Here is an 18,939-nt window from a genome sequence, read left to right on the forward strand (position 1 = left end):
CCCGGCCCACCGCCTTTTCTGCCTGTCTCGGGGGCTCGCAGAGGTGTATAAGACACTGGACGATGACGGCCGTCGCCACCGGACGCCGGCCGGCCGCCGAGCCAGACGACCGGCCCGCCGGCCCGGACCCGCTGGGCGCCTCGCCGACCGCGCTGTATGAGGCGGCGCTGCGCTCGACCGACGGACGGTTGTGGGTACGCCACCCCGACGGCCAGCGCGACCCGCTACCGGTGCTCGCCTGGCGCGGCGGGCTGGCGCCCGGCGATGCCTCCCTGCTGCGGCGCTGCGCGGGGCCGACTCTCGACATCGGATGCGGCCCGGGCCGGCTGACCGCAGCGCTCGCCGCCCGTGGCGTCCCCACGCTCGGCATCGACGTCGCACCGTTCGCGGTACAGCTGGCCCGCCGGGCCGGCGGGCCCGCGCTGTGCCGCGACGTGTTCGACCGGCTGCCGGGACAGGGACGCTGGGCGAGGCTGCTGCTGGCCGACGGCAACCTCGGTATCGGCGGCGACCCGGGCCGGCTGCTCGCCCGTGCCGCCGAGCTCCTCGGCCCAGCCGGTCAGGTGCTCGTCGAGCTGCACCCGCCCACGGTGACGGCCGGTCGACGGCTCGTCCGCCTGGAAAGGCCCGATGGGCGGGTGTCGCGATCCTTCCCCTGGGCATTCGTCGGTGCCGGGGAGATCCGCTACCACGCCTCGGCCGCCGGGCTGCGCGTCGTGGAGACCTGGTGCCGCGAGGACCGGTACTTCGCTGCCCTGGGCCGGCCGTGAACGTGCCGGGTGTCCTGACCAGCGCCGGAAGCCGGCGCACGGCCACGCCGGCGACCGGGCGGACGGGCCGGCCGAGCGGCCGGCGCCTGGGGGCGCTGATCGGGGCCGGCATCGGGCTCGGCGGTGTGATCACCATCCAGGTGGCGGTGCTCGACCAGCCGGGCTACCTGGTCAGCCGTCCCGCCCTGCTTTACCTGACCATGGCGTGGTGGGCGCTCGGCCTGACGACGGCCGGCCTGCTCGTTCTGGCCGCTCCCCGCCGGCTGGCCCTCGCGCTGCTGCTCGGGGCCACGGTCGCCGTCCAGGCCCTGGCTCTCAGCCATGGCCCTCGGCTGTCCGACGATCTCTACCGCTACGCCTGGGACGGCCGGGTGCAGGCCGCCGGCATCGACCCCTACCGTTATGGCCCGCTCGCCCCCGAGCTGCGCGGGGAGCGCGACACCTGGCTGTTCCCCGACTCGGCCGGCTGCACCGGCGACCATCCGCGCCCGCACTGCACCCGGCTGAACTATCCGCTGGCACACACCATCTACCCGCCGGTGGCCCAGGCCTACTTCACGGCTGTGCACCTCCTGCCAGGACCGCCTCGTGAGCACAAGCTGCAGCTCTACGCGTCGATCGGCTCGCTGGGCCTGGTCGCGCTGCTCATGCGCATGCTGGCCAGGCGCGGCCGGGATCCACGCCTCGCCGCGTTCTACGCGCTGACTCCGCTCGCCGGTATCGACGCCGGTTCCGACGCCCACGTGGACGTTCTCGGCGTGCTGCTCGCGCTCGGCGCCATCGCCGTGCTGGCGCCCGCTGTTCCCGCGCCCGCTGTTACGGCGGCCGGCGGCCTGAGAGCCGGCGAGCGACCGACGGGGACCGACGGCCCGTCCCGCGGCAGGATGTGGCTGGTCGGCGCGCTGCTCGGGGGCGCGGTGGCGGTCAAGCTCTACCCGGTGCTGCTCATCCCGGCGATCGCCGGTCGGGGACGCCGCTCCCGACCCCTCAGCGTGCTGGGCGGGGCCGCCACCGTGATCGGCCTGTCCTACCTGCCGCATCTGCTGGCGGTGGGCACCGGCGTTCTCGGCTTCCTCCCGCAGTACCTGAACGTCGAGGGCTACGACCAGGGCAGCAGGTTCCTGCTGCTCGCCGGCCTCGGCCTGCGCGGAACCGTCGCCAAGGCCGTCGCCGTCGCCGTGCTCGCGACGGTCACGGTCGCCGTGCTGCGCTCCGATCCCGATCGGGTGCCCCCCGAACGAGCCGCGCTGTGGCTCGTCGGCGCCGCGTTCCTGACGGCCACTCCCGCCCAGCCCTGGTACGGCATCCTGCTGGCGGCGCTCGCGATACTCGCCGGCAGGCTGGAATGGCTCGCCGTGACCGCGGCCGCGTACCCGCTGTACATCTCACTGTTCGTCAACTTGCCCGGCGACGCCTGGACGCTGCGCGTCAGCTCCTACGCCGTCGCCGCCACCGTCGTGCTCGCCGCCTCCCTCGTCCGTTCCGCCCGCTGCCGGAACCAGCCCGGCCGAGTTCCCGGTCTAGTCGAGGGTTCGAGGCAGGCCGAAGTAGGGGGCGATCGCGCTCTCGAAGCGGGCGACCTCCCGGACCTGGTCGCCGGCGGTGTCGATCACGAGGATCCCCGCGAGGTGCAGCCGGCCGGTGACCGGGTCGCGCAGGTACTCGCCCCACGCGGGCTGGCCGTTGGCGCGCACGGGCACCAGGCGGTCGATCCGCCGGCGCCGGGCCCGGATGGCGCTGAAGAACTCGTGGATCGCCGGGCGGCCGCGGTACTCGAACGGCAGTGGAGGCATCCGCACCCACGCGTCGTCGGTCATGAGCGCTACGAGCGCGTCGACGTCCAGGTCGGTGAAGGCCGCGACGAAACGGTCGAGTAGCGCGCGTTCCTCGGGACTCCGGGGCGGGTGCGGCGGCGGCCCGGGTGAGCGGGCCGTGTCCATCGTCGCCCGGGCTCGCCGCAGGGCGCTGGTCACCGCGTCCTCGGTGAGCCCGAGCATGTCAGCGGTCTCGCTCGCCCGGTAGCCGAGCACGTCCCGCAGGATCAGGACGGCCCGCTGGTTCGGCGGCAGCAGCTGGACTGCGGTGACGAACGCGAGCGAGATCGCCTCCCGGGACTCATACCGAGCCTCTGGCCCCGGCGCCTCGTCGGGCAGGCCTTCGAGAAGGTCGTCCGGGTACGGCTGCAGCCACGGCACCTCGCCGAGGTGCGTCGGCTCCGGCGGCGGCGCGGGCAACGGCGCCGTCGTCACCGGGCGCCGCGCGGACGAACGCAACAGGTTGAGGCACCGGTTGGTGGCGATCCGGTACAGCCAGGTCCGCACCGACGAGCGTCCCTCGAAGCCCGCGAGCCCCAGCCACGCGGACAGCATCGTCTCCTGCACCGCGTCCTGCGCGTCCTGCAGCGAGCCGAGCATCCGGTAGCAGTGCAGCGTCAGTTCACCGCGGCAGGGCTCGACGAGTCCCGCGAACGCGTCGCGGTCGCCGTCACGGGCGCGCTGGAGCAGTTCCGCCGACATCTGCCACCTCCACCTGGTCGTCTCTGCTCGTACTGACACCAGGCGTGCGCGGAACTGGTCGCCATCAGACCGCCCAGTTTCCGCCGGGCGGCGGTTCCTTTCCTTCGAACGCATCCGTACAGGCCAGGCCCGCTACGAGGCCTCGCGGCCTGCGCGCGACGACGCGTCCACGCCCGCTAGGGCGCAACTGAGGGGAAGACGACGCGACATGTCCGTGTCACCAACGACAACCCCGACCGGTGCCGCACCGGCCACGGATCCCGCCTGGAGTGACCCGGCCCCGACCACCCAGGCTGCCGGGCCTGGCGCCGAACCGCCCCGACGAGCCTGGACGCTGGTCCTCGCCTCGCTCGGGGTGTTCATGACCGCGCTCGACACGCTGGTCGTGGCCAACGCCCTGCCCGCGCTGCGGGCGAGCCTGCACGCCGACCTCGGCGATCTCGAATGGACGGTGAACGCCTACAACCTGGCGTTCGCCGTCGCGCTCCTGACCGGGGCCGCGCTCGGCGACCGGTTCGGACGCAAGCGGATCTACTGGATCGGCCTGCTCGGGTTCACGGTCGCCTCCGCCGCGGCGGCGCTCTCACCCAGCGTCGGCGTGCTCATCGCGGCCCGCGGCGTGCAGGGCATGGCGGCGGCTGCCGTCATGCCGATGACGCTGACCCTGATCAGCGAGGCCTTCCCGGCCGACCGGCGGGGCGCCGCGATCGGTCTGTGGGGCGGCATCACCGGGCTGGCGGTCGCGCTCGGGCCGGTCGTCGGCGGTGCCATCGTCGGTGGGATCAGCTGGCACTGGATCTTCTGGCTGAACGTCCCCGTCGGCCTGGCCCTGGTACCGCTGTCCATCGCCCGTCTCCGCGAGAGTTTCGGCGCCCGGTCTCAACTCGACATCGTCGGGCTGCTGCTGGCCGCCGCCGGCTTCTTCGGCATCACCTGGGGTCTGATCCGCACCAACCGGGTTGGCTGGGCCAGCGGGCAGACCATCGGCGCGCTGGCGGTAGGCATCGCCCTGGTCGGGGCTTTCCTGGTGTGGGAGCGACGCACCGCGACGCCGATGCTGTCGGTCGAGATGTTCCGATCGCGGGCCTTCAACGCCGCCAACGGGGTCAGCTTCTTCATGTACGCGTCGCTGTTCGGCGTGCTGTTCCTGATGATGCAGTTCCTGCAGACCGGGCTCGGCTACTCGCCCCTCGCGGCCGGCCTCCGGACCCTGCCGTGGACGGGCGCCCCGATGGTGGTCGCTCCCATCGCCGGAGCCCTGGCCGACCGGTTCGGCAACCGTCCCTTCCTGATCACCGGCCTGGCCCTGCAGGCTGTCGGGCTAGGCTGGATCGCCGCGATCGCCGAGCCGGGGATGAGCTACCGGTGGCTGGCGGTGGCGCTCGCCGTCGCCGGGGTCGGGATCTCGCTGTGCTTCCCGACCGTCGCCAACGCGGTCGTCGGTTCGGTCCCACCCACCGAGATGGGCATCGCGTCGGGCACCAACAGCGCGGTGCGCGAGATCGGTGGCGTGTTCGGCGTCGCGATCCTGGCCTCTGTCTTCGCGGGCTCCGGCGTCTACACCTCCACCCGGACGTTCGTCGACCACTTCGCCACGGCCCTGTGGATCGGGGCGGCGTTCTCCGCTGTCGGGATCCTCGCCGCCGCGGCCGTCCCCGGTCGCCACGGCCACACCACGACCAAGCCCGCCTCGACCGGAGGACAGCTCGGATGACAACACCACCACCTGCAGCCCAGCCCGACCCGGCGAACGCGAGAGGAACCACCCCGATGAATGACCGGACCGCCCTCATAGTCGGCGCGAGTCGTGGGCTCGGGCGCGGGATCGCCGAGGCCTTCGCGGGGGCCGGCACGCCTGTCGTGGCCGTCGCCCGTAACGAGGCGGCGCTCGCGCAGCTCGCCGCCACCGACCCGCGCCTGCGCACGGAGGTCGCCGACGCGACCGACGCCGCCACGGCCGGACGGCTCTTCGACCGGTACGAACCATCGATCGTCGTCCTGGTCGCCGGCGCCAGCCCGCTGATGCGTCCGCTGCACCACCAGACCTGGGAGACGTTCTCGGCCAACTGGCACACCGACGTCCGGATCGCGTTTCACTGGCTGCGGGAGGCTCTATTGCGGCCGTTGCGGCCCGGCGCTTTGGTGATCGTGGTCAGCAGCGGCGCGGCCCTGGCCGGGTCCCCGCTCAGCGGCGGCTATGCCGGCGCCAAGGCCACCCAACGCCTGATCAGCGGCTACGCCCGCGACGAGGCCGAACGCGCCGGCCTGGGCATCACCTTCACCACGGTGCTTCCCCGGCTGACCCCGCTGACAGCTCTCGGCGCGCCCGCGGTCCGGGCGTACGCGGCGCGTAGCGGCCAGACCGAGGAGGCCTACCTGCGTCAGCTCGGCGAGCCCCTCACGCCAGAGCTCGCCGGAACGGCGCTGGTCGACCTGGCCCGAACCGACCCGACCAGCATCCCGCCTGGCTACCTGCTGACCAGCGCCGGACTGCAGGAGCTACCGCAGTAGTGCCGCATCTGGCCAGATTCGCCTCGTCCCGGGGCCAGCAAGATCGCTGTTTTCGCCCTCGCGTGGCTGTAACCGTGGCGTTTTTATGACCATGCGAGGGCCGAAACGGCGATCAAGCCAGCGGGAGGACCTCGCCGGACACGGCACTAGGTCACGTGTAGTAGAGGACAAAGCCGGCGGCAAGAACGACGGCTGGACCGATCAGCACGCGTGGACCCGGGACGAACAGGCCGCGCTCGACCCGGGCCTCGGCGGGCTCACGTCCCCGCCCGGCCTCCCGCAGCTCGTCCAGCTCCCCAGCGGAGCGGTCGTTCGCCGTCCGCTTCCTCAGTAGGCTGATATTGGCGATCTCCGTGCCATAGGACACGTAAGGGCGGTCCGCGGTCACGACTTCCAGGTATCTCCCCCGGCTGTCGAACCTGAGCACCGCCGCCCAGGGAATCTTCGTCTGGACCAGGGGATTCCGAATGATGATGTGCCGTTCCGTCGCCACGAGCTCCGGCGGGATGAAAAAGAGCCAGAACACGCCAATGCCCTACCAGGCCGCCTCAAATCGTAGCCAGCGGGCCCTCTGACGTCCAGCGCGACCCAGGTCTTGTTAATCTTCCCATTGGTTTTGTTGTCGCCGACAGACCGGCCGCGATCAGCCCGACGCCGGCGCAGGCACCCGAGGATGCGACGACGTAGACCCCGAACGAGGCGATGCCCGCCGCCAACGCCACCCTCTTCCAGATAATGTGCTTACGCCACTTCCACTGGCCGCCGTGGCGACGACGCCGCCGTGCAGGTGGCGAGTTGCAGGGTGACGGCGCCGCCGCTGTCCTGACTGGCCACCAGGCTGCCGTCGATGCCAACGATGCTTCGGGTCCAGGCAGTACCGGTCACGATCGAGGCAGGACTGTCTCCAGACGAGGACGTGAAGTGGTTGATCGAGGTCGAGCTGCCATCGGTCCACGACCGGATTCGCCGGGCGGGGTCGAGCGCAATAAGTGCTCCGCAGCAGAGAGCCTGACCGGCCAGCGAGGTCATGAACTCTTTCCGCTAATTTTCACCAGGCCCTCAAACACCGACCAGGCCGCTACCGACGAGCAGCAGTCCGCCGGCTAGGAAGAGGCTGTCAGCGAAGCGCATGAAAGCTGGCTTCGTTCGCCCCTCATAGGCCTCATATCTGCCCGAGAGGCCCGCGTTTCGCAGCCACTCTGGGCCTACAGTGGCGTTCCATCGAGCACATTTCGCAGGGAAGATAACGATTGCAGTTCCAGCGATAGTCAGAGGCAGTCCCACTGCTCTCGCAATTAGATCCGACCAATCCATCGGCAGCACCTTTTCCAAGCGATGCGGGGTCGCTATTTACGCAGCATTGCCGCAGCCCTGCCCCACTGGCAGTCACGAAAGCTGGCGGCCAGCCGTCGAGACCCACCCAGCGCCTCCCACGCCCGCTACGAACCGTGAGAATCGCTCCGCCGGTGCCGACTCACCCCGCCAGGACCGGCCACAGCCTCAGGCCCTCCGCACACCACCGCCTACCTGCGTGAACAGACTTTGCGGGCCGCCCTGCCTCCATCCGCCGCGACAGGCGTGCATCGAACTCCGAACCACCGTCCTCCGAACCTCGCGATTCATGCGATAGCTGCTACGACGGAATACACAAAAACCACCAGCGCAATCACCGGGAGAATGATGACCCACCGCCGCAAGCGCGCGTCCCAAGCGGGCGTGGATCCGATGCGCTGCTTCGTCCGCTTCACGTAGACGGCGATGGCCGTGAACAGCGTCAATATGTAGAAGCTTACGATCACGTCCATTGAGCGTCTCCAGCCGACGGCGTCACCACAGTCGCCACGAATGCGTCGATTGGGCAGAGACCCCGTACGCGAAGCCGAAACCGGCGTCGCCAGTCACCGTCAATGTCGGGTGGCGTTTACCCGTTCCTCGGGTTCCTATGGCAGTTGTCCGTGTCGACGCCAGGATCGACGGTCCTCATCGTTAATAGGTCGAATCCCCACTGCACAGTGATAGCACAGACACACGTTATCATCGTGGTTGTACCACTCGTGCTCGCCACAATCCTTCGGGCCTTTAGGAAACATCCATCCGAGCCAAGAGGGCAGAAGAGCTCGCATTCTGGTTCGCAGCCCATATTTCGGCCTAATCGCGATCAGACTCCAAGAGGACATCACGCTCCACCGTGTGCGGTGGCCCACTCGAGGGCACGTCAGGAGGGCGAATTCGACACTCTCCGGTCCCGCCAGCGAGTGATCGCGTCTGGAGCAGCGATCTCGGACCAGCCATTTCGTCATCAACTCCCTCCAGATTCGTCGTCGCCCTTAGGAGGCCAAAAAGACCCCGACGAGGGCAACCGCGAGACCCAGAATGGCCAGGTGCCATCTTACCGGCCGGATCGAGCCATCAGGACGAACTGTCTTATTACCTAGGACCATAAGCGAAATGCCAGCGGCAGTAACCAGTACTCCCGCTAAGAGCCTCACGATCGGCATCCTATCCTCCAACTTAGGTCGAGTTCATTGGCTCCCACCCGATCCTACGTCGGTCATTCCGTAACTACAGGAGCAGGTCCAACTCGGCCAGAAATAGGCCCGGGGAATTTGGACGAAACCCTACGACTCGTAGAGGAATGTCGCCGCACACAGGGGCCGGCTAACGCGATTACCGGCGACCAGCCGGCGACCTTGGGCCGGCGACTGTCGACAACGGCCAAGCCGAGGGAGGCCAGCCAGACCCCGAGAACACTGACAGGCGGACTGAGCAGTCCTGGCACATCGCTATGAGCTGCCATCGCGATGATTGCGAAGACGAGGCCAATTAATGGTGTCGAAGCGATGGCCCAGGCAACCGCCGAGCGTGCCGGAACATGTGCCGGCAGCACCTGGCCGGAATTTCCGCGCGCGTGATTTCCCAGCGACGGCGGGCCGCGGTCGGCCACCCGCGCTCCTTGGACCGCGCCCCAAGCCCTGCCGTCCCACCAGCGGTTCGCGGCGGGGTTGCGTGAGTCCGCGTACCAGCCGGCCGGCGGGGTGGATTCCGATTTATCACGACGGTTTCCGCCCGGGACGACTAGTTCGAACCTCCGGCCGCGAAGTCCCACGGGTTCGACTCGAACAGGCCAGCCATCCTCTACGAGGGCGTCAATAACTCGCCTGGGTCGCAGCGCGACGAATGCGAGACCGAGCCTGTTTCCATATCTGTCAAGAAAGGTCACCGTCTTCCGCTTACCGAGGATCAGGTTACGTCTCTCGCAGAGAACCATGGCGACGCCGGTACGATCGATTTTCGTGGTTCCAAGAAATGCGCGCTCCTGCTCACAGGATTCTGGAGCCACCCTCAGCCGACACCAGTAGGCTGGCGTTCTCTCGAACCAGAGGCGGACATAGGCACCTCGGAAACTGGTAGCGCTCATCTTGCGCAACACTTTCCTAGTGGGACGATGGGACTGAGCCCGCACAGAACGGCGACCAAGATCCTCTGCCCGCTACGGGTCCAACTGCCGGACCGCCACGATCGGCCCGGTTCGCGGGCGCACACCAGAAGATCAGTGCAGATTGTACGCGACTATTCCTGTCACTACTACCACCGTCGGTGCAATGAGCGCTCGGGGCCCGGGCAGAAAAAACCTTCGGACGACTGTCGTGCCACCGGCATTTCCCGCTGCCCGCCGATCATTCAGCATCTTGGTCAGGGCGACCTCGGCGCGGTCATTCGCGGTGCGAGCTCTCCCGAGCAGCCTGAAATTGGCGACCTCGGTGGCCGAACTCAGATACTCGGCTCCATATACCGTCTGAATTCGCAGATACTTGCCACTCCCATCAAACCCCCGTACCGCGCCCCAGGGAATATCGGTCTGGAAGAGCGGGTTTCGCACTGTGATCCCGGACTCCGTCGCCACGAGCTCCGGACGGACAAAAATCACCCAGAAGCCAAGCGCGATCGGGGAGAACACAAAGAACGGCAGCACCAAGCCCGCCGAGTCCTGCTTTGCCGGAAAGAAGGCAAACACAAGAAACATGGCCCCGGAGCCGACCATTATCAGGTATCCCCAGAACCGGTTGGATCTGTTGTACCAGACCTGTCTCATCGCGACCTCAGCTCAGCTCAGCCTCCACGGCGGAGAAGCGGCCTAACACCAGCTTTCTACCAGAGTGTCCCCGACAGTGGCCAGCCAGGCCTTCCGACGTCCAGCGTTGCTGCGCGACAGTTCGGTCAAGTGAGGTCCCAGTCGACAGCGGTGCCCGAGGCGCCGCGATCCGCAAATCAATCGAGAAGCCACCTCTGCACGTATCGCGCTTCCAAGAACTCACTACGGCACGGCTGCCGGCCGCCCGAGGACGGCCGGCAGCTCAGACAGTGCCTTCCGTTTGCCGCGACGGGCCGGACGTGGGACGTGCCTAGTGCAGCGCCTCAGTAATTCCTTCGACACCGCCGCCCTCGTCCACCCCACCGACTATCAGAAGTAATGATCAACCCGGGCACCCACAGCAAGAAACTACTGAGGCGCTGCATTAGAGGGTGCCCAGCGTCGGGGTCCACGGGGTCAACCGTCGTGCCGCCTCCGAGTCCAGCGCTCCGTCTTCCAGCCACACCGAGGACAGGGCCTGACGGAACAGCGGGCACCGTCGCGCCAGCTCGTCGATCCGGAGCGAGATTTCGTTCCCGTGCTCGGCGATGAGGTCTTCCAGAGGGCCTGCCCCCACCGTCACGGCCCCGGCCTCGTCCGGCATCGACCGCAACAGAGCCACGACAAGCTCCAACGCGTTCTCACCGCCCCGATCTATGAGCTCCCGAGCCGCCTGCCAGCCTCTCTCCACTTCGGGCGGTTCTCCCAGGCTCCAGAGCTTTCGCTCCTCTCGGGTGCCGTTCGCCAACCGCTGGCCCTCCCACCAACCGCGGGCCAGCCTGTCGACATTCTCAATCACGGCCGTGATCTTACTTGTCAGAATGCCCAGTAGAGGGCGGGTGGCGCGCTGCCTCAGCCGAGGACGCGACGTGCGGCGTCAGCATGGCCGCCGTCAATCAGGGTCTGACGTAGCTTTTCCCGCTGCGGCTTGCCCAACAGGGCAACCGCGTCGATGATCTTCCGCGATGTCCACGGTCGGCGGGCGGCGATGATCTGCCAGTAGAGCGCGACTTCCGGGATCAGGAATCTGACCGGGTCCGCGCCGGGCTGGCCCAGATCGGCGAGGCGGATGGACGACTGGGCGTCCCAACGAGGCTTCCAAGCATCCTCGTCGACGTCGGCGAGCAGGACGCGCAGTCGCCACGGCTGCCGGTCGGCCTGCCGGACCCACAGCTCGTCAGTCCCTGTACGGCTGAGGTCGTCGGTTGGCCGGTACCGGCGCGGCCAGCTGCCATAGGACCAGATCTCCCAGCCTGGCAGTAGTGTCTGTAACGTCCCTGCCTTGGGCACGGTCACGGCGATGGTCATGTCCTGCCCGGCAGCGGCGCGGGCAAGTCCGCGGTCGACAGCGCGGTCACCCGCGATCCACCACGGTCCCGGCCACCTTGTGAACAGCTCCGTGGCTTCGGCGAGGGACATCGGGCTCCAGCCGGGGAACCGCCGGCGCCGTCGCGCGAACGTCCCGACGAAGAAGGCCCCGATCCCGAGCGCGGCAGCACCGGTTGCCGCGGGCCCAATGTAGTAAGGAACGTTGTTCCCGCCGTGCGCCGAATAGGGGTTGCCTCGGTTGTACACGATCCGTAGCCGACCGCCGACCGGAACGTTCGTCGGCGCATCGAGCTCCGTCACGATCACTCGACCGTCATCCGTCGTGAAACGAACAGTGCTCGGACCACGCCCCACGCCGGGTTTGACGACCTCAGCGATCGCCGAAACGCCTCTGTGCGCGAAGACGTAGTCGGATCGCAGCCACCCCAGCGCCAGCCCAAGACCTCCCACGGCCACGAGCACCCCGAGCAGGAGGCGCCTGCCATCGGACAGGTTCGTGGCGCGAACAGGCGAATTGATCACCGACCCCCTCCGATCACGGTCGCACAAAACGGGGAGCAGCGGCTGGGGTATCAATTGGCATTTAGGAGATCCTCGTCGCGACGGCTGTAATTGGGGTTTGCTGGACTAAATCTTCTTCATGCATCGCAGGAACCCTTGGTCACCAATACGGATTCCACGAGGCACGGCTTCCACTGACGTAGGTCGCCGTTATATTGGCCGATGAGACGCCCGCCACGTACTTCGGATACGACCACGGCCTGCCCTTGGTCCGCCGGTAGGTAGCCACCGCAAACCTTTCTACACGACTGAGCCTGGGAGCTCGGACGCTCCGAGGTCGAACTACCCGACGCGCGAGGACAGCCATTCCATATCGATCGATGGCCGCGCCGACCCCCGCTCCAACCGCCATTCCCAATCCGATGCCAGCAGCGTTCCTAAACTGACCGTTAAGTGAATAGCCGATGACCTGCGTCAATCCGCACGCCATGCCAAGCTGCCCTGGGGCAAAGTTCGTGCAGAGCGTGATCAGCTTATTGTTCGCAAGATTCAGGCCGGCCTTTTGAAGCTTCTTCCACATCTTCCGAAGGTGGGGCCATTGTCCGTCTACGTCGGTGCAGTTAATGGGGTCGGCGTTGCAGTAGTCGTAGGCGCTCGCCGAGCCGCCAGGGACCGGGTCGGTCTGGAGGAAGCGGCCGAGGTCGGGGTCGTAGAGGCGGACGCCCATGAGGGTGAGGCCGGAGAGGGTGTTGCGGGAGCGCTGTTTGCCGCCGAGCCAGCCGTAGGTGGGGTAGGCCGCGGAGGTGAAGTACGGCAGCCCGAACTCGGTGTTGTCCGAATAGCTGGCCAGTGATGTCGCGCTGGTCGAGTCGGCCACCGTGGCGACGATGTCGCCGTGCAGGTTGGCGAGCTGCAGGGTGACTGTGCCGGCGTTGTCCTGGATGGCGGCCAGGCTGCTGTCGATGCCGACGATGTTGCGGGTCCAGGCGGTACCGGTCCCGATCCAGGCGGGATCGTCTCCGGACGCGGATGTGTAGTGATTGATCGAGGTCGTGCTGCCGTCGGTCCAGGAGCGGATGCGCCGGGCTGGGTCGAGCGCGTACGTGCGGGTCGTGGAGCCCACGGTCTCGGACGCGACCAGGTCGTCGACGTAGTACCCGATCGCGGCCGACGTGCCGTTGGGTGGGTAGGGGTCGGTGGTGGTCCGTCCGAACAGGTCGTAGGTGTAGCCGCTATTGGTGAGGCGATCGGCCTGGTCGTAGCCGAAGCCGAAACCGGTGGGTGACGTGCTGGTCGAGCAGGTGCCGGTGTCACTGCCGCCCGCGTCGGGGTAGCTCGTCAGCGAGGCGCGGTTGGAGTCGGCGTCGTAGGCATAGACACGGGTGTTACACAGGGCCGTCCCGCTGCCGAAGCTGGCGGTATCCGCGACCGAGGTCAGCCGTCCAGACAGGTCATAGCCAAGAGTTCTGCCACCCTGTGGCGTGCTGTCGAGCCGAACCTGGCCGTAGATCGAGTTGGCCTGCGCGAACGTCATCCAAGGAGTGGTGCCCATGGTGTAGGTCAGTGCGTTGGCATCGCCGGAGTTGTCGTACCGGGTCTTCGCGACCAGACCGCTTGGATAGGTCTCCGTCGTCATGCTTCCGTCGCCGTTGTAGGTGGCGGAGAAGGTGGACGGGGCGGAGCCGGCGCCGACGTTGAGGGAGGTGACCAGGCCGCGGTGTTCTCCCGCGACTCCGTCATACGTGTAAGTGTAGGTACCCTTCCCGTCGGACGAGGTCGCCACCCGACCGTCGATGTCATAGCTACTCGAGGCCGAGTTGCCATCGGCATCCGTCTGCGACGTGACCCGACCCCAGGAGTCATAGCCCGTGGTCAGCGTGATTCCGCTGGTGGTGGTGGTCGTTGCCAGGCCAGTCGCGGGGTCGAAGCCAAAGGTGGCGGTCGGAAGGGCCGTACCGCCGTTGGCCGCGGGGCTCGCGGCGATCGCCTCGGAAGTCTTTCGGCCGGCGCTGTCGTAGGTGTCGGTCGTCGTCCGAGTGGTCGTCGTGCCGGAGACGGTCACGCTGTCGGTCGACGTCAGGGGCTCGGCGAGGTCGTTGTAGGTGTCGGTGGTGACAGGCAACGGGTTGCCGGTGCTGGGCTGGGCGGCGGGGCCGGAGGTGCAGGCCAGGCCGGTCCAGGAGGCGTTGACGCAGCTACCTGTCCCTGTCGCGGTGTAGTACGTGGTGAGGGTGGTGTAGGCGTCGGTGCCGGTGCTGTTCGCCTTGGGCTGGCGACTCTCGACGACGTTGCCGGCGGCGTTGTAGTAGGTCGTCCTCACGATGTCGGGGGTGGTGCCGCCACCCATCCAGGTCGTGACCGTCGTGGGCTTGCGCAGGTTCCAGCCGGAGGTCGACGGGTCGGCGCCGGTCTTGGCCTCGTAGCCGTTCACCGTCTTGCGGGGGTCGACGTCAGTTCCGGAGAGCGTGCGGGCTGTCGTCGTGACCGTGGTGGGCAGGCGGTAGGGGTCGGGTGCGGACGGGGCGCCCTGGTCGTAGTCGGTGTGGACGTGTTCGCGGGCGGAGTACCGGCCACCGCTGTTGTCGATGATCGGGTGCGTCGGGCCGTAGGTGTCGGTGACGAGGACGCCGTCCGACGAGTAGACGGTCTGGTCGTCCAGCAGCTGCGAGCGGGCAGCCGAGGTCGTCAGCGCCGCGACCGACGGGTCGGTGTCGGCGGTCGGCGTCAGCGCCTGGTTGCGGTTCTCCGCGGACAGTGAGCGGACGACGTTGCCGTTGGCGTCGTGCTCCGTCGTGCTGATCTGCCAGGCGTTGTTGCCATAGCTCGCCGCGTTGACCGCTCGGCCGTCCGTGTCCAGGTAGGTCAGGGACGCGTACGGCCAGTCTGTGGCGGTGGGCGGCGAGGCTGGCACGTGGTCGGCCGCGAAGACGCCCGCGCCGTAGATCGGCAGGTCGGTCTGGGCCCAGTTCGCGGCCTGGCCGGAGGACAGGTCGATGGGCGCGCCGGTGCCGGTGATGGGGATGTCGTAGGCGACGGTCTGGGTCGCGGTCGCCCCGGCCGGGGTCGGCCGGGCGGCGGTCAGCAACCGGCCGCTGCCGTCGTAGGCCATGGTCCAGGTCGCCTGGCCGGGCGGTGTGACCGTCGTCAGGCGGTTCAGGCTGTCGTAGCCGTACGTGGTGGCGAGCCCGGTACGCGGGTCCTTGGCGGAGCGAAGCAGGCCGTTCGAGTCATAGGCGTACTGGGCGACCGTGACCGCCGGGTTGCCGTTGAGCGACATCGCTATCGCCGTCAGCCGGCCGAGGTAGTCGCCCCAGGTCGCCGGGGTGGTGCCGGTCGCGGTCGTCGAGGACGCGTAGGTCAGCGTCAGCGCGCGGCACCCGGCGACCAGGGTGGTGCACGTGATGCCGGCCGGGATCGGCGCGAGGATGCGGGTGGTCCGGCCGGAGGAGTCCGTGGTGAAGGACGAGGTGGTACCCGACCCGGGCTCGATCACGCTGGCGACCGGCCAGGTGGTGGCGCCGTTGACGGTCACCGCCTGGTAGACCGTCTGGGTGCCGTCGTCGTCGGTCGCGGTGAACTGGGTCGCCGAGTTCTTGACCAGCTTCGACCCGTCCGTCCCGGAGTCACCGACACCGGTGTAGGCGTACGGGTAGGCGCCGGTGCCGGAGCGGACGTAGACGTCCTGGACCCCGGTCTCGTCGGTCAGGGTGACGTAGCCCTGGGAGTCGGTGAAGTCGGCGAGTGTCTCGTCGGCGCGGCCGGCGTCCGGGCCCGGCATGGACGCCGTCCAGCCGGGGCCGAACACCCCGGTCGCGCCGGGCGTGGTCGTGGCGACGGCGGGCCGGACCTCGAACATGACCCACGAGTTGGTCGCCGTCGTCGGCGCCGTGGTGGAGATCGTCATCGTCTGGCCGAACGTCGTCGACGGGGCCGTGCGGTACAGGGCCGCGCCGGTCGCGTCGAACTGGGAGTAGCTACCGGCCAGCGTGACTCCGGTGCCAGGTGTCGGGGTGCCGGCGGCGTTCCAGTCGGCCACGGCCGCGAACGCCATGGACCCGGCCGTCGTCGACGTGACGGACTGGTTGAGCACACCCTCCGCCGTCGTCGCGGGGCCGATGTTCGTCGCGGCGATCGGGTTGATCAGGTTGGCCCCGGTCAGCACGATGACCTTGAGCGACTTCGTGCACACGTTGTTCGACGCGTGCAGCGTCACCGTGCGCGCGGAGGACCCGGTCGTCTTCGCCCACCAGGCGACGGCCTCGTCCTTGGACGCGCTCGCGCCGGAGCTGCCGATCTGGGTCCAGGTCAGGGCGCCGGAGTCCGAGATCGACGGGCCGTTGCTCGTGCCCGAGGAGTTGGACGCGGTGTCACCGAACGCGAGCAGCAGCGCGTTCGCCGGTGCGGTGAACGACGCCGTGACCGCGTTGCCGGCCGCAGTGCAGCCGTTGCCGGCCCAGCCGACCGCCGCCGGCGACGACGGGTCGACGACCAGCCCGCCGGCGCTCGACAGGGTCGTGTCGGTACGGCCCACGGTCAGGCTGCCGGTGTAGGTGGGCATGGACACGTCGGTGGCGGAGACCGCGAAGTCACCGGTCAGCAACGCCACCGTCCCGGGGCCGGCCGGTGAGGTCGCGTCCGCGTCGGCGAAGGCACGGCGGGAGTACTGCACCGTGCGGGCCGGGGTGCAGGACACCGTCGACGACGAGTCCGTGAAGCAGGCGCGGATCTGGTCCGCGCCGTCCGGGACCGAGTAGTTCGCCATCGTGGTGCCGAGGTCCCACGTCAGCTTGTCGAACAGGGCCGAGCCGTTGCGGGCCACCGGCCAGGCCGTGGGGTGCGTCGAGGTCCCCGCGATGACGACGTCGGAGGTCGGGACGTCGACCCAGGTCGTCGCGGTGTTGGAGCCCCAGTGGTACTGGTAGCGCACCGACACCTGGCTCGACGGCGCCTGGCCCTCGAGCGTGGTGTACCGCTGGATCCGCGCGCCTTCGTCCGGCTGGGCCAGCGCTCCGGTGCCCACGCCGAAGCTGTACGAGACGACCGACGACAGGTTGCCGGAGGTGTCCTTGGTGCGCACGTAGAACTTGTGCAGACCGGGTGTCGGTCCGAGGGTGGGCGTCGTGGTCGCGGTCGTCTCGGTGGCCGGCGACGGCTGGTCCAGGCCATACAGGAACGACTTGGTGTCGCCGCCGGGTGAGGTCCACGTGAAGGTGCCGGACGTCGCCGAGCCCCAGCCGCCGGACGGCCAGACCGTCGAGCTCACGGCCGACGGCGCGGCCGGGGCGGTCGTGTCGACGGCGAACGGGATCCACGTCGACCAGGCCTTCGAGTAGTCCGTCCCGTCGAACCCGCGGGCCCGCCACTCATACGACCCGCCGTTGGCCAGCAGGCCCGACGGCACCGTCCACGCGCCGGTGCTGTTCGCCGCGATGTTGGAGACGGATCCGTTCGCGAGCTCGGTGGTGGCGTTCGAGTTCCAGACCTCGAAGTCCACCCGGACCGCCGTGCCGTCCGGGTCGTACGAGCCGCCGTAGAGCGTCGGCGTCGTCGTGTTCGTCAGCACCGGTGACGGGCTGGCGGCGCACGGTGCCAGACACGGCGCCGTCGACCGGCCCGAAACGGTCGCCGGGTAGGAGTTGTACGTGACCGAGATGTGCGGCGCGAGAATCGTGTCGCCCGAGTAGAACCACTTGAACTGGTTGGTGTCCGACTCGTTCGAGGCCCGCATCGTCAGCGCCTCCGGCGAGGCGAAGCCGTTGCTCGACCACGCCGACACCAGCCCGGTGATGTCGATGTTCGTCCCGCCCGAGCCGGTGCACGAACCGCCGTTGTTGAACGTCCCCGAGCCCCAGAAGACGCCGTCGGCGGTCGGCTGGGTGTTCCAGGTCGTCCCCGCGCCCACCCCGCCGGAGCCCTCGACCACCATCGGCTCGACCGTGCACGTCTGCGAACCGCCCTGCCACAGGTTCAGCACCGCCGAGGTGACGTGCTTGCCCTTGATCGCCGAGTCGTCGAAACGCAGGAACGAGCGGTTCACCGAGTTGCCGTTGAGGTTGCCCAGGCGCAGCTCGGAATACGTGTCGTAGTTCGTCGTCGGGTTGGCGCTGTTCACGTCCGTGTCGAGGTTGTCCGCGAGCGTCGCCGCCGGGTCGATGGTCACCGGGTACTGCCGCGCCTTGTCCGTGAGCCACGTCTTGTCGGGCTTCAGCGTCAGCGTCGGCGCGTCCGCCTTGGCGGTGTCCAGGGTCGCGTCCACCGTCCTGGTCGCGGTCGGCTGCTTGCTCGCCGGGTCGACGTGCGCGTCCCACATCAGCGGCGCCGGCGACCGGGCCGTCACCTTCCCGCCCGCGGACAGCTGGGTCTCCCCGCCCGCCGTCCGCGAAGCCGTGACCCCGTGCAGCCGCATCGGCACCCGCAACGCGGCCTCGGCGGCGGCGGGCGTGTAGGCGACGATCTGCAGGTCGTAACCGGTCGCGGTCACCGTCACGACCAGGTCCGTGCCCGCGGCGACGCTCTTGTAGGTGGCGGTGTTGTCCTTCAGCACCGGCGCCGGCAGCGCCGACGGCCAGCCGAAGGCGACGGTCCGGTCTCCGTCGATCAGCGTCGCGACGTCACCGGCGGACTGGCTGCCGGCCGACAGGACGATCCCCGCCTTGGTCACCTTCGGGGTCACCTTGCCGTCGGCGACCACCAGCGTCGTGTCGACGTCGGCCCAGCCGTCCGTGGTGCGCACGCGCCGGATGCCCGAGTAGGAGTCGACGGTCATCGTCCCGTCGGGGTTCACGTACGCCGTCGTCGACTCGGTCCGCAGGCCGGTCACCTCGATGCGGCGTTTCTGTGCTCGCGCCGTCAGCTGCGCCGAGACCAGGTCCGGCCGCTCCGCCGGCCCCTGGTCAGCGGCCGGCGGCGGCGTGGCCGCCCGCGCCGACGACCGCAGCGCCGGCGCGAACGCCACCGCCGTCGCCACCAGAGCGGTTGCCAGCAGCACCACCAGAACGCGCACGGACCACACCCGACGCACCAACAGGGTCGCCAACACACCGACTCCGATCCCGAAACCAGCAAGAAGGGCACAGGACAAAGCCAGCGCGGAAACACCAGGCGCCAGCTCCGGTAACCGCGATGGGACCACCGAAAATGAAGCACCAACAGCCGTCAGCGCAAGGACGAACCCCACCAG

Annotated in this window: 11 protein-coding genes and 1 pseudogene; 4 read left to right on the top strand and 8 right to left on the bottom strand. The window is 68.7% G+C overall.

The window, feature by feature from the left end; translation table 11 throughout:
• Positions 1–62 precede the first annotated feature (62 nt).
• Both I6A60_RS01225 and I6A60_RS43870 read left to right on the top strand, forming a co-directional pair.
• A complete protein-coding gene (locus tag I6A60_RS01225; protein WP_203020151.1) occupies positions 63–770 on the top strand; it encodes a bifunctional 2-polyprenyl-6-hydroxyphenol methylase/3-demethylubiquinol 3-O-methyltransferase UbiG in 708 nt (235 codons plus the stop codon).
• A gap of 2 nt (positions 771–772) precedes the next feature.
• A pseudogene (locus I6A60_RS43870) lies at positions 773–2,275 on the top strand (hypothetical protein); the annotation flags it as partial.
• A 15-nt stretch (positions 2,276–2,290) separates the two neighbouring features.
• Here the strand turns inward: I6A60_RS43870 and I6A60_RS01235 are convergent.
• On the bottom strand, positions 2,291–3,286 hold the full coding sequence (locus I6A60_RS01235) for a sigma-70 family RNA polymerase sigma factor (RefSeq protein WP_203020153.1): 996 nt from the start codon (positions 3,284–3,286) through the stop codon (positions 2,291–2,293).
• Between the two features lie 208 nt (positions 3,287–3,494).
• Between I6A60_RS01235 and I6A60_RS01240 the strand changes: the two genes are divergently transcribed.
• Together I6A60_RS01240 and I6A60_RS01245 are read left to right on the top strand one after the other, a co-directional pair.
• Complete coding sequence (locus tag I6A60_RS01240; RefSeq protein WP_203020155.1) at positions 3,495–5,000, top strand: DHA2 family efflux MFS transporter permease subunit; 1,506 nt, start codon at positions 3,495–3,497, stop codon at positions 4,998–5,000.
• 56 nt (positions 5,001–5,056) lie between these two features.
• Positions 5,057–5,797, top strand: a complete 741-nt coding sequence (locus I6A60_RS01245; RefSeq protein WP_203020157.1) for an SDR family oxidoreductase — start codon at positions 5,057–5,059, stop codon at positions 5,795–5,797.
• Positions 5,798–5,948: 151 nt separating this feature from the next.
• Here I6A60_RS01245 and I6A60_RS01250 read toward each other — a convergent pair whose 3' ends face one another.
• From I6A60_RS01250 to I6A60_RS01285, 7 genes are all read right to left on the bottom strand, one after another.
• Positions 5,949–6,323 carry a PH domain-containing protein gene (locus I6A60_RS01250; protein ID WP_203020159.1) on the bottom strand — a complete coding sequence of 125 codons (375 nt, stop codon included), beginning with the start codon at positions 6,321–6,323 and terminating at the stop codon, positions 5,949–5,951.
• Positions 6,324–6,538: 215 nt separating this feature from the next.
• Positions 6,539–6,826 (bottom strand): hypothetical protein, encoded by a 288-nt coding sequence (locus I6A60_RS01255; RefSeq protein ID WP_203020161.1) that lies wholly within the window; start codon positions 6,824–6,826, stop codon positions 6,539–6,541.
• A 590-nt stretch (positions 6,827–7,416) separates the two neighbouring features.
• The gene (locus I6A60_RS01260; RefSeq protein WP_203020163.1) at positions 7,417–7,602 is read right to left on the bottom strand and encodes a hypothetical protein; all 186 of its coding nucleotides are present in this window, start codon (positions 7,600–7,602) and stop codon (positions 7,417–7,419) included.
• Positions 7,603–9,347: 1,745 nt separating this feature from the next.
• Positions 9,348–9,890 (bottom strand): PH domain-containing protein, encoded by a 543-nt coding sequence (locus I6A60_RS01270; RefSeq protein ID WP_203020167.1) that lies wholly within the window; start codon positions 9,888–9,890, stop codon positions 9,348–9,350.
• 424 nt (positions 9,891–10,314) lie between these two features.
• On the bottom strand, positions 10,315–10,728 hold the full coding sequence (locus I6A60_RS01275) for a DUF6869 domain-containing protein (protein ID WP_203020169.1): 414 nt from the start codon (positions 10,726–10,728) through the stop codon (positions 10,315–10,317).
• 53 nt (positions 10,729–10,781) lie between these two features.
• Positions 10,782–11,558, bottom strand: coding sequence for a hypothetical protein (locus I6A60_RS01280; protein WP_203020171.1), 777 nt, complete (start codon positions 11,556–11,558; stop codon positions 10,782–10,784).
• Between the two features lie 361 nt (positions 11,559–11,919).
• Complete coding sequence (locus I6A60_RS01285) at positions 11,920–18,762, bottom strand: DNRLRE domain-containing protein (protein ID WP_307838648.1); 6,843 nt, start codon at positions 18,760–18,762, stop codon at positions 11,920–11,922.
• Positions 18,763–18,939: the final 177 nt, after the last annotated feature.

Origin of the sequence: Frankia sp. AgB1.9 (assembly GCF_016786355.1) — a bacterium.
In the GTDB taxonomy this organism is placed as follows: Bacteria; Actinomycetota; Actinomycetes; order Frankiales; family Frankiaceae; genus Pseudofrankia.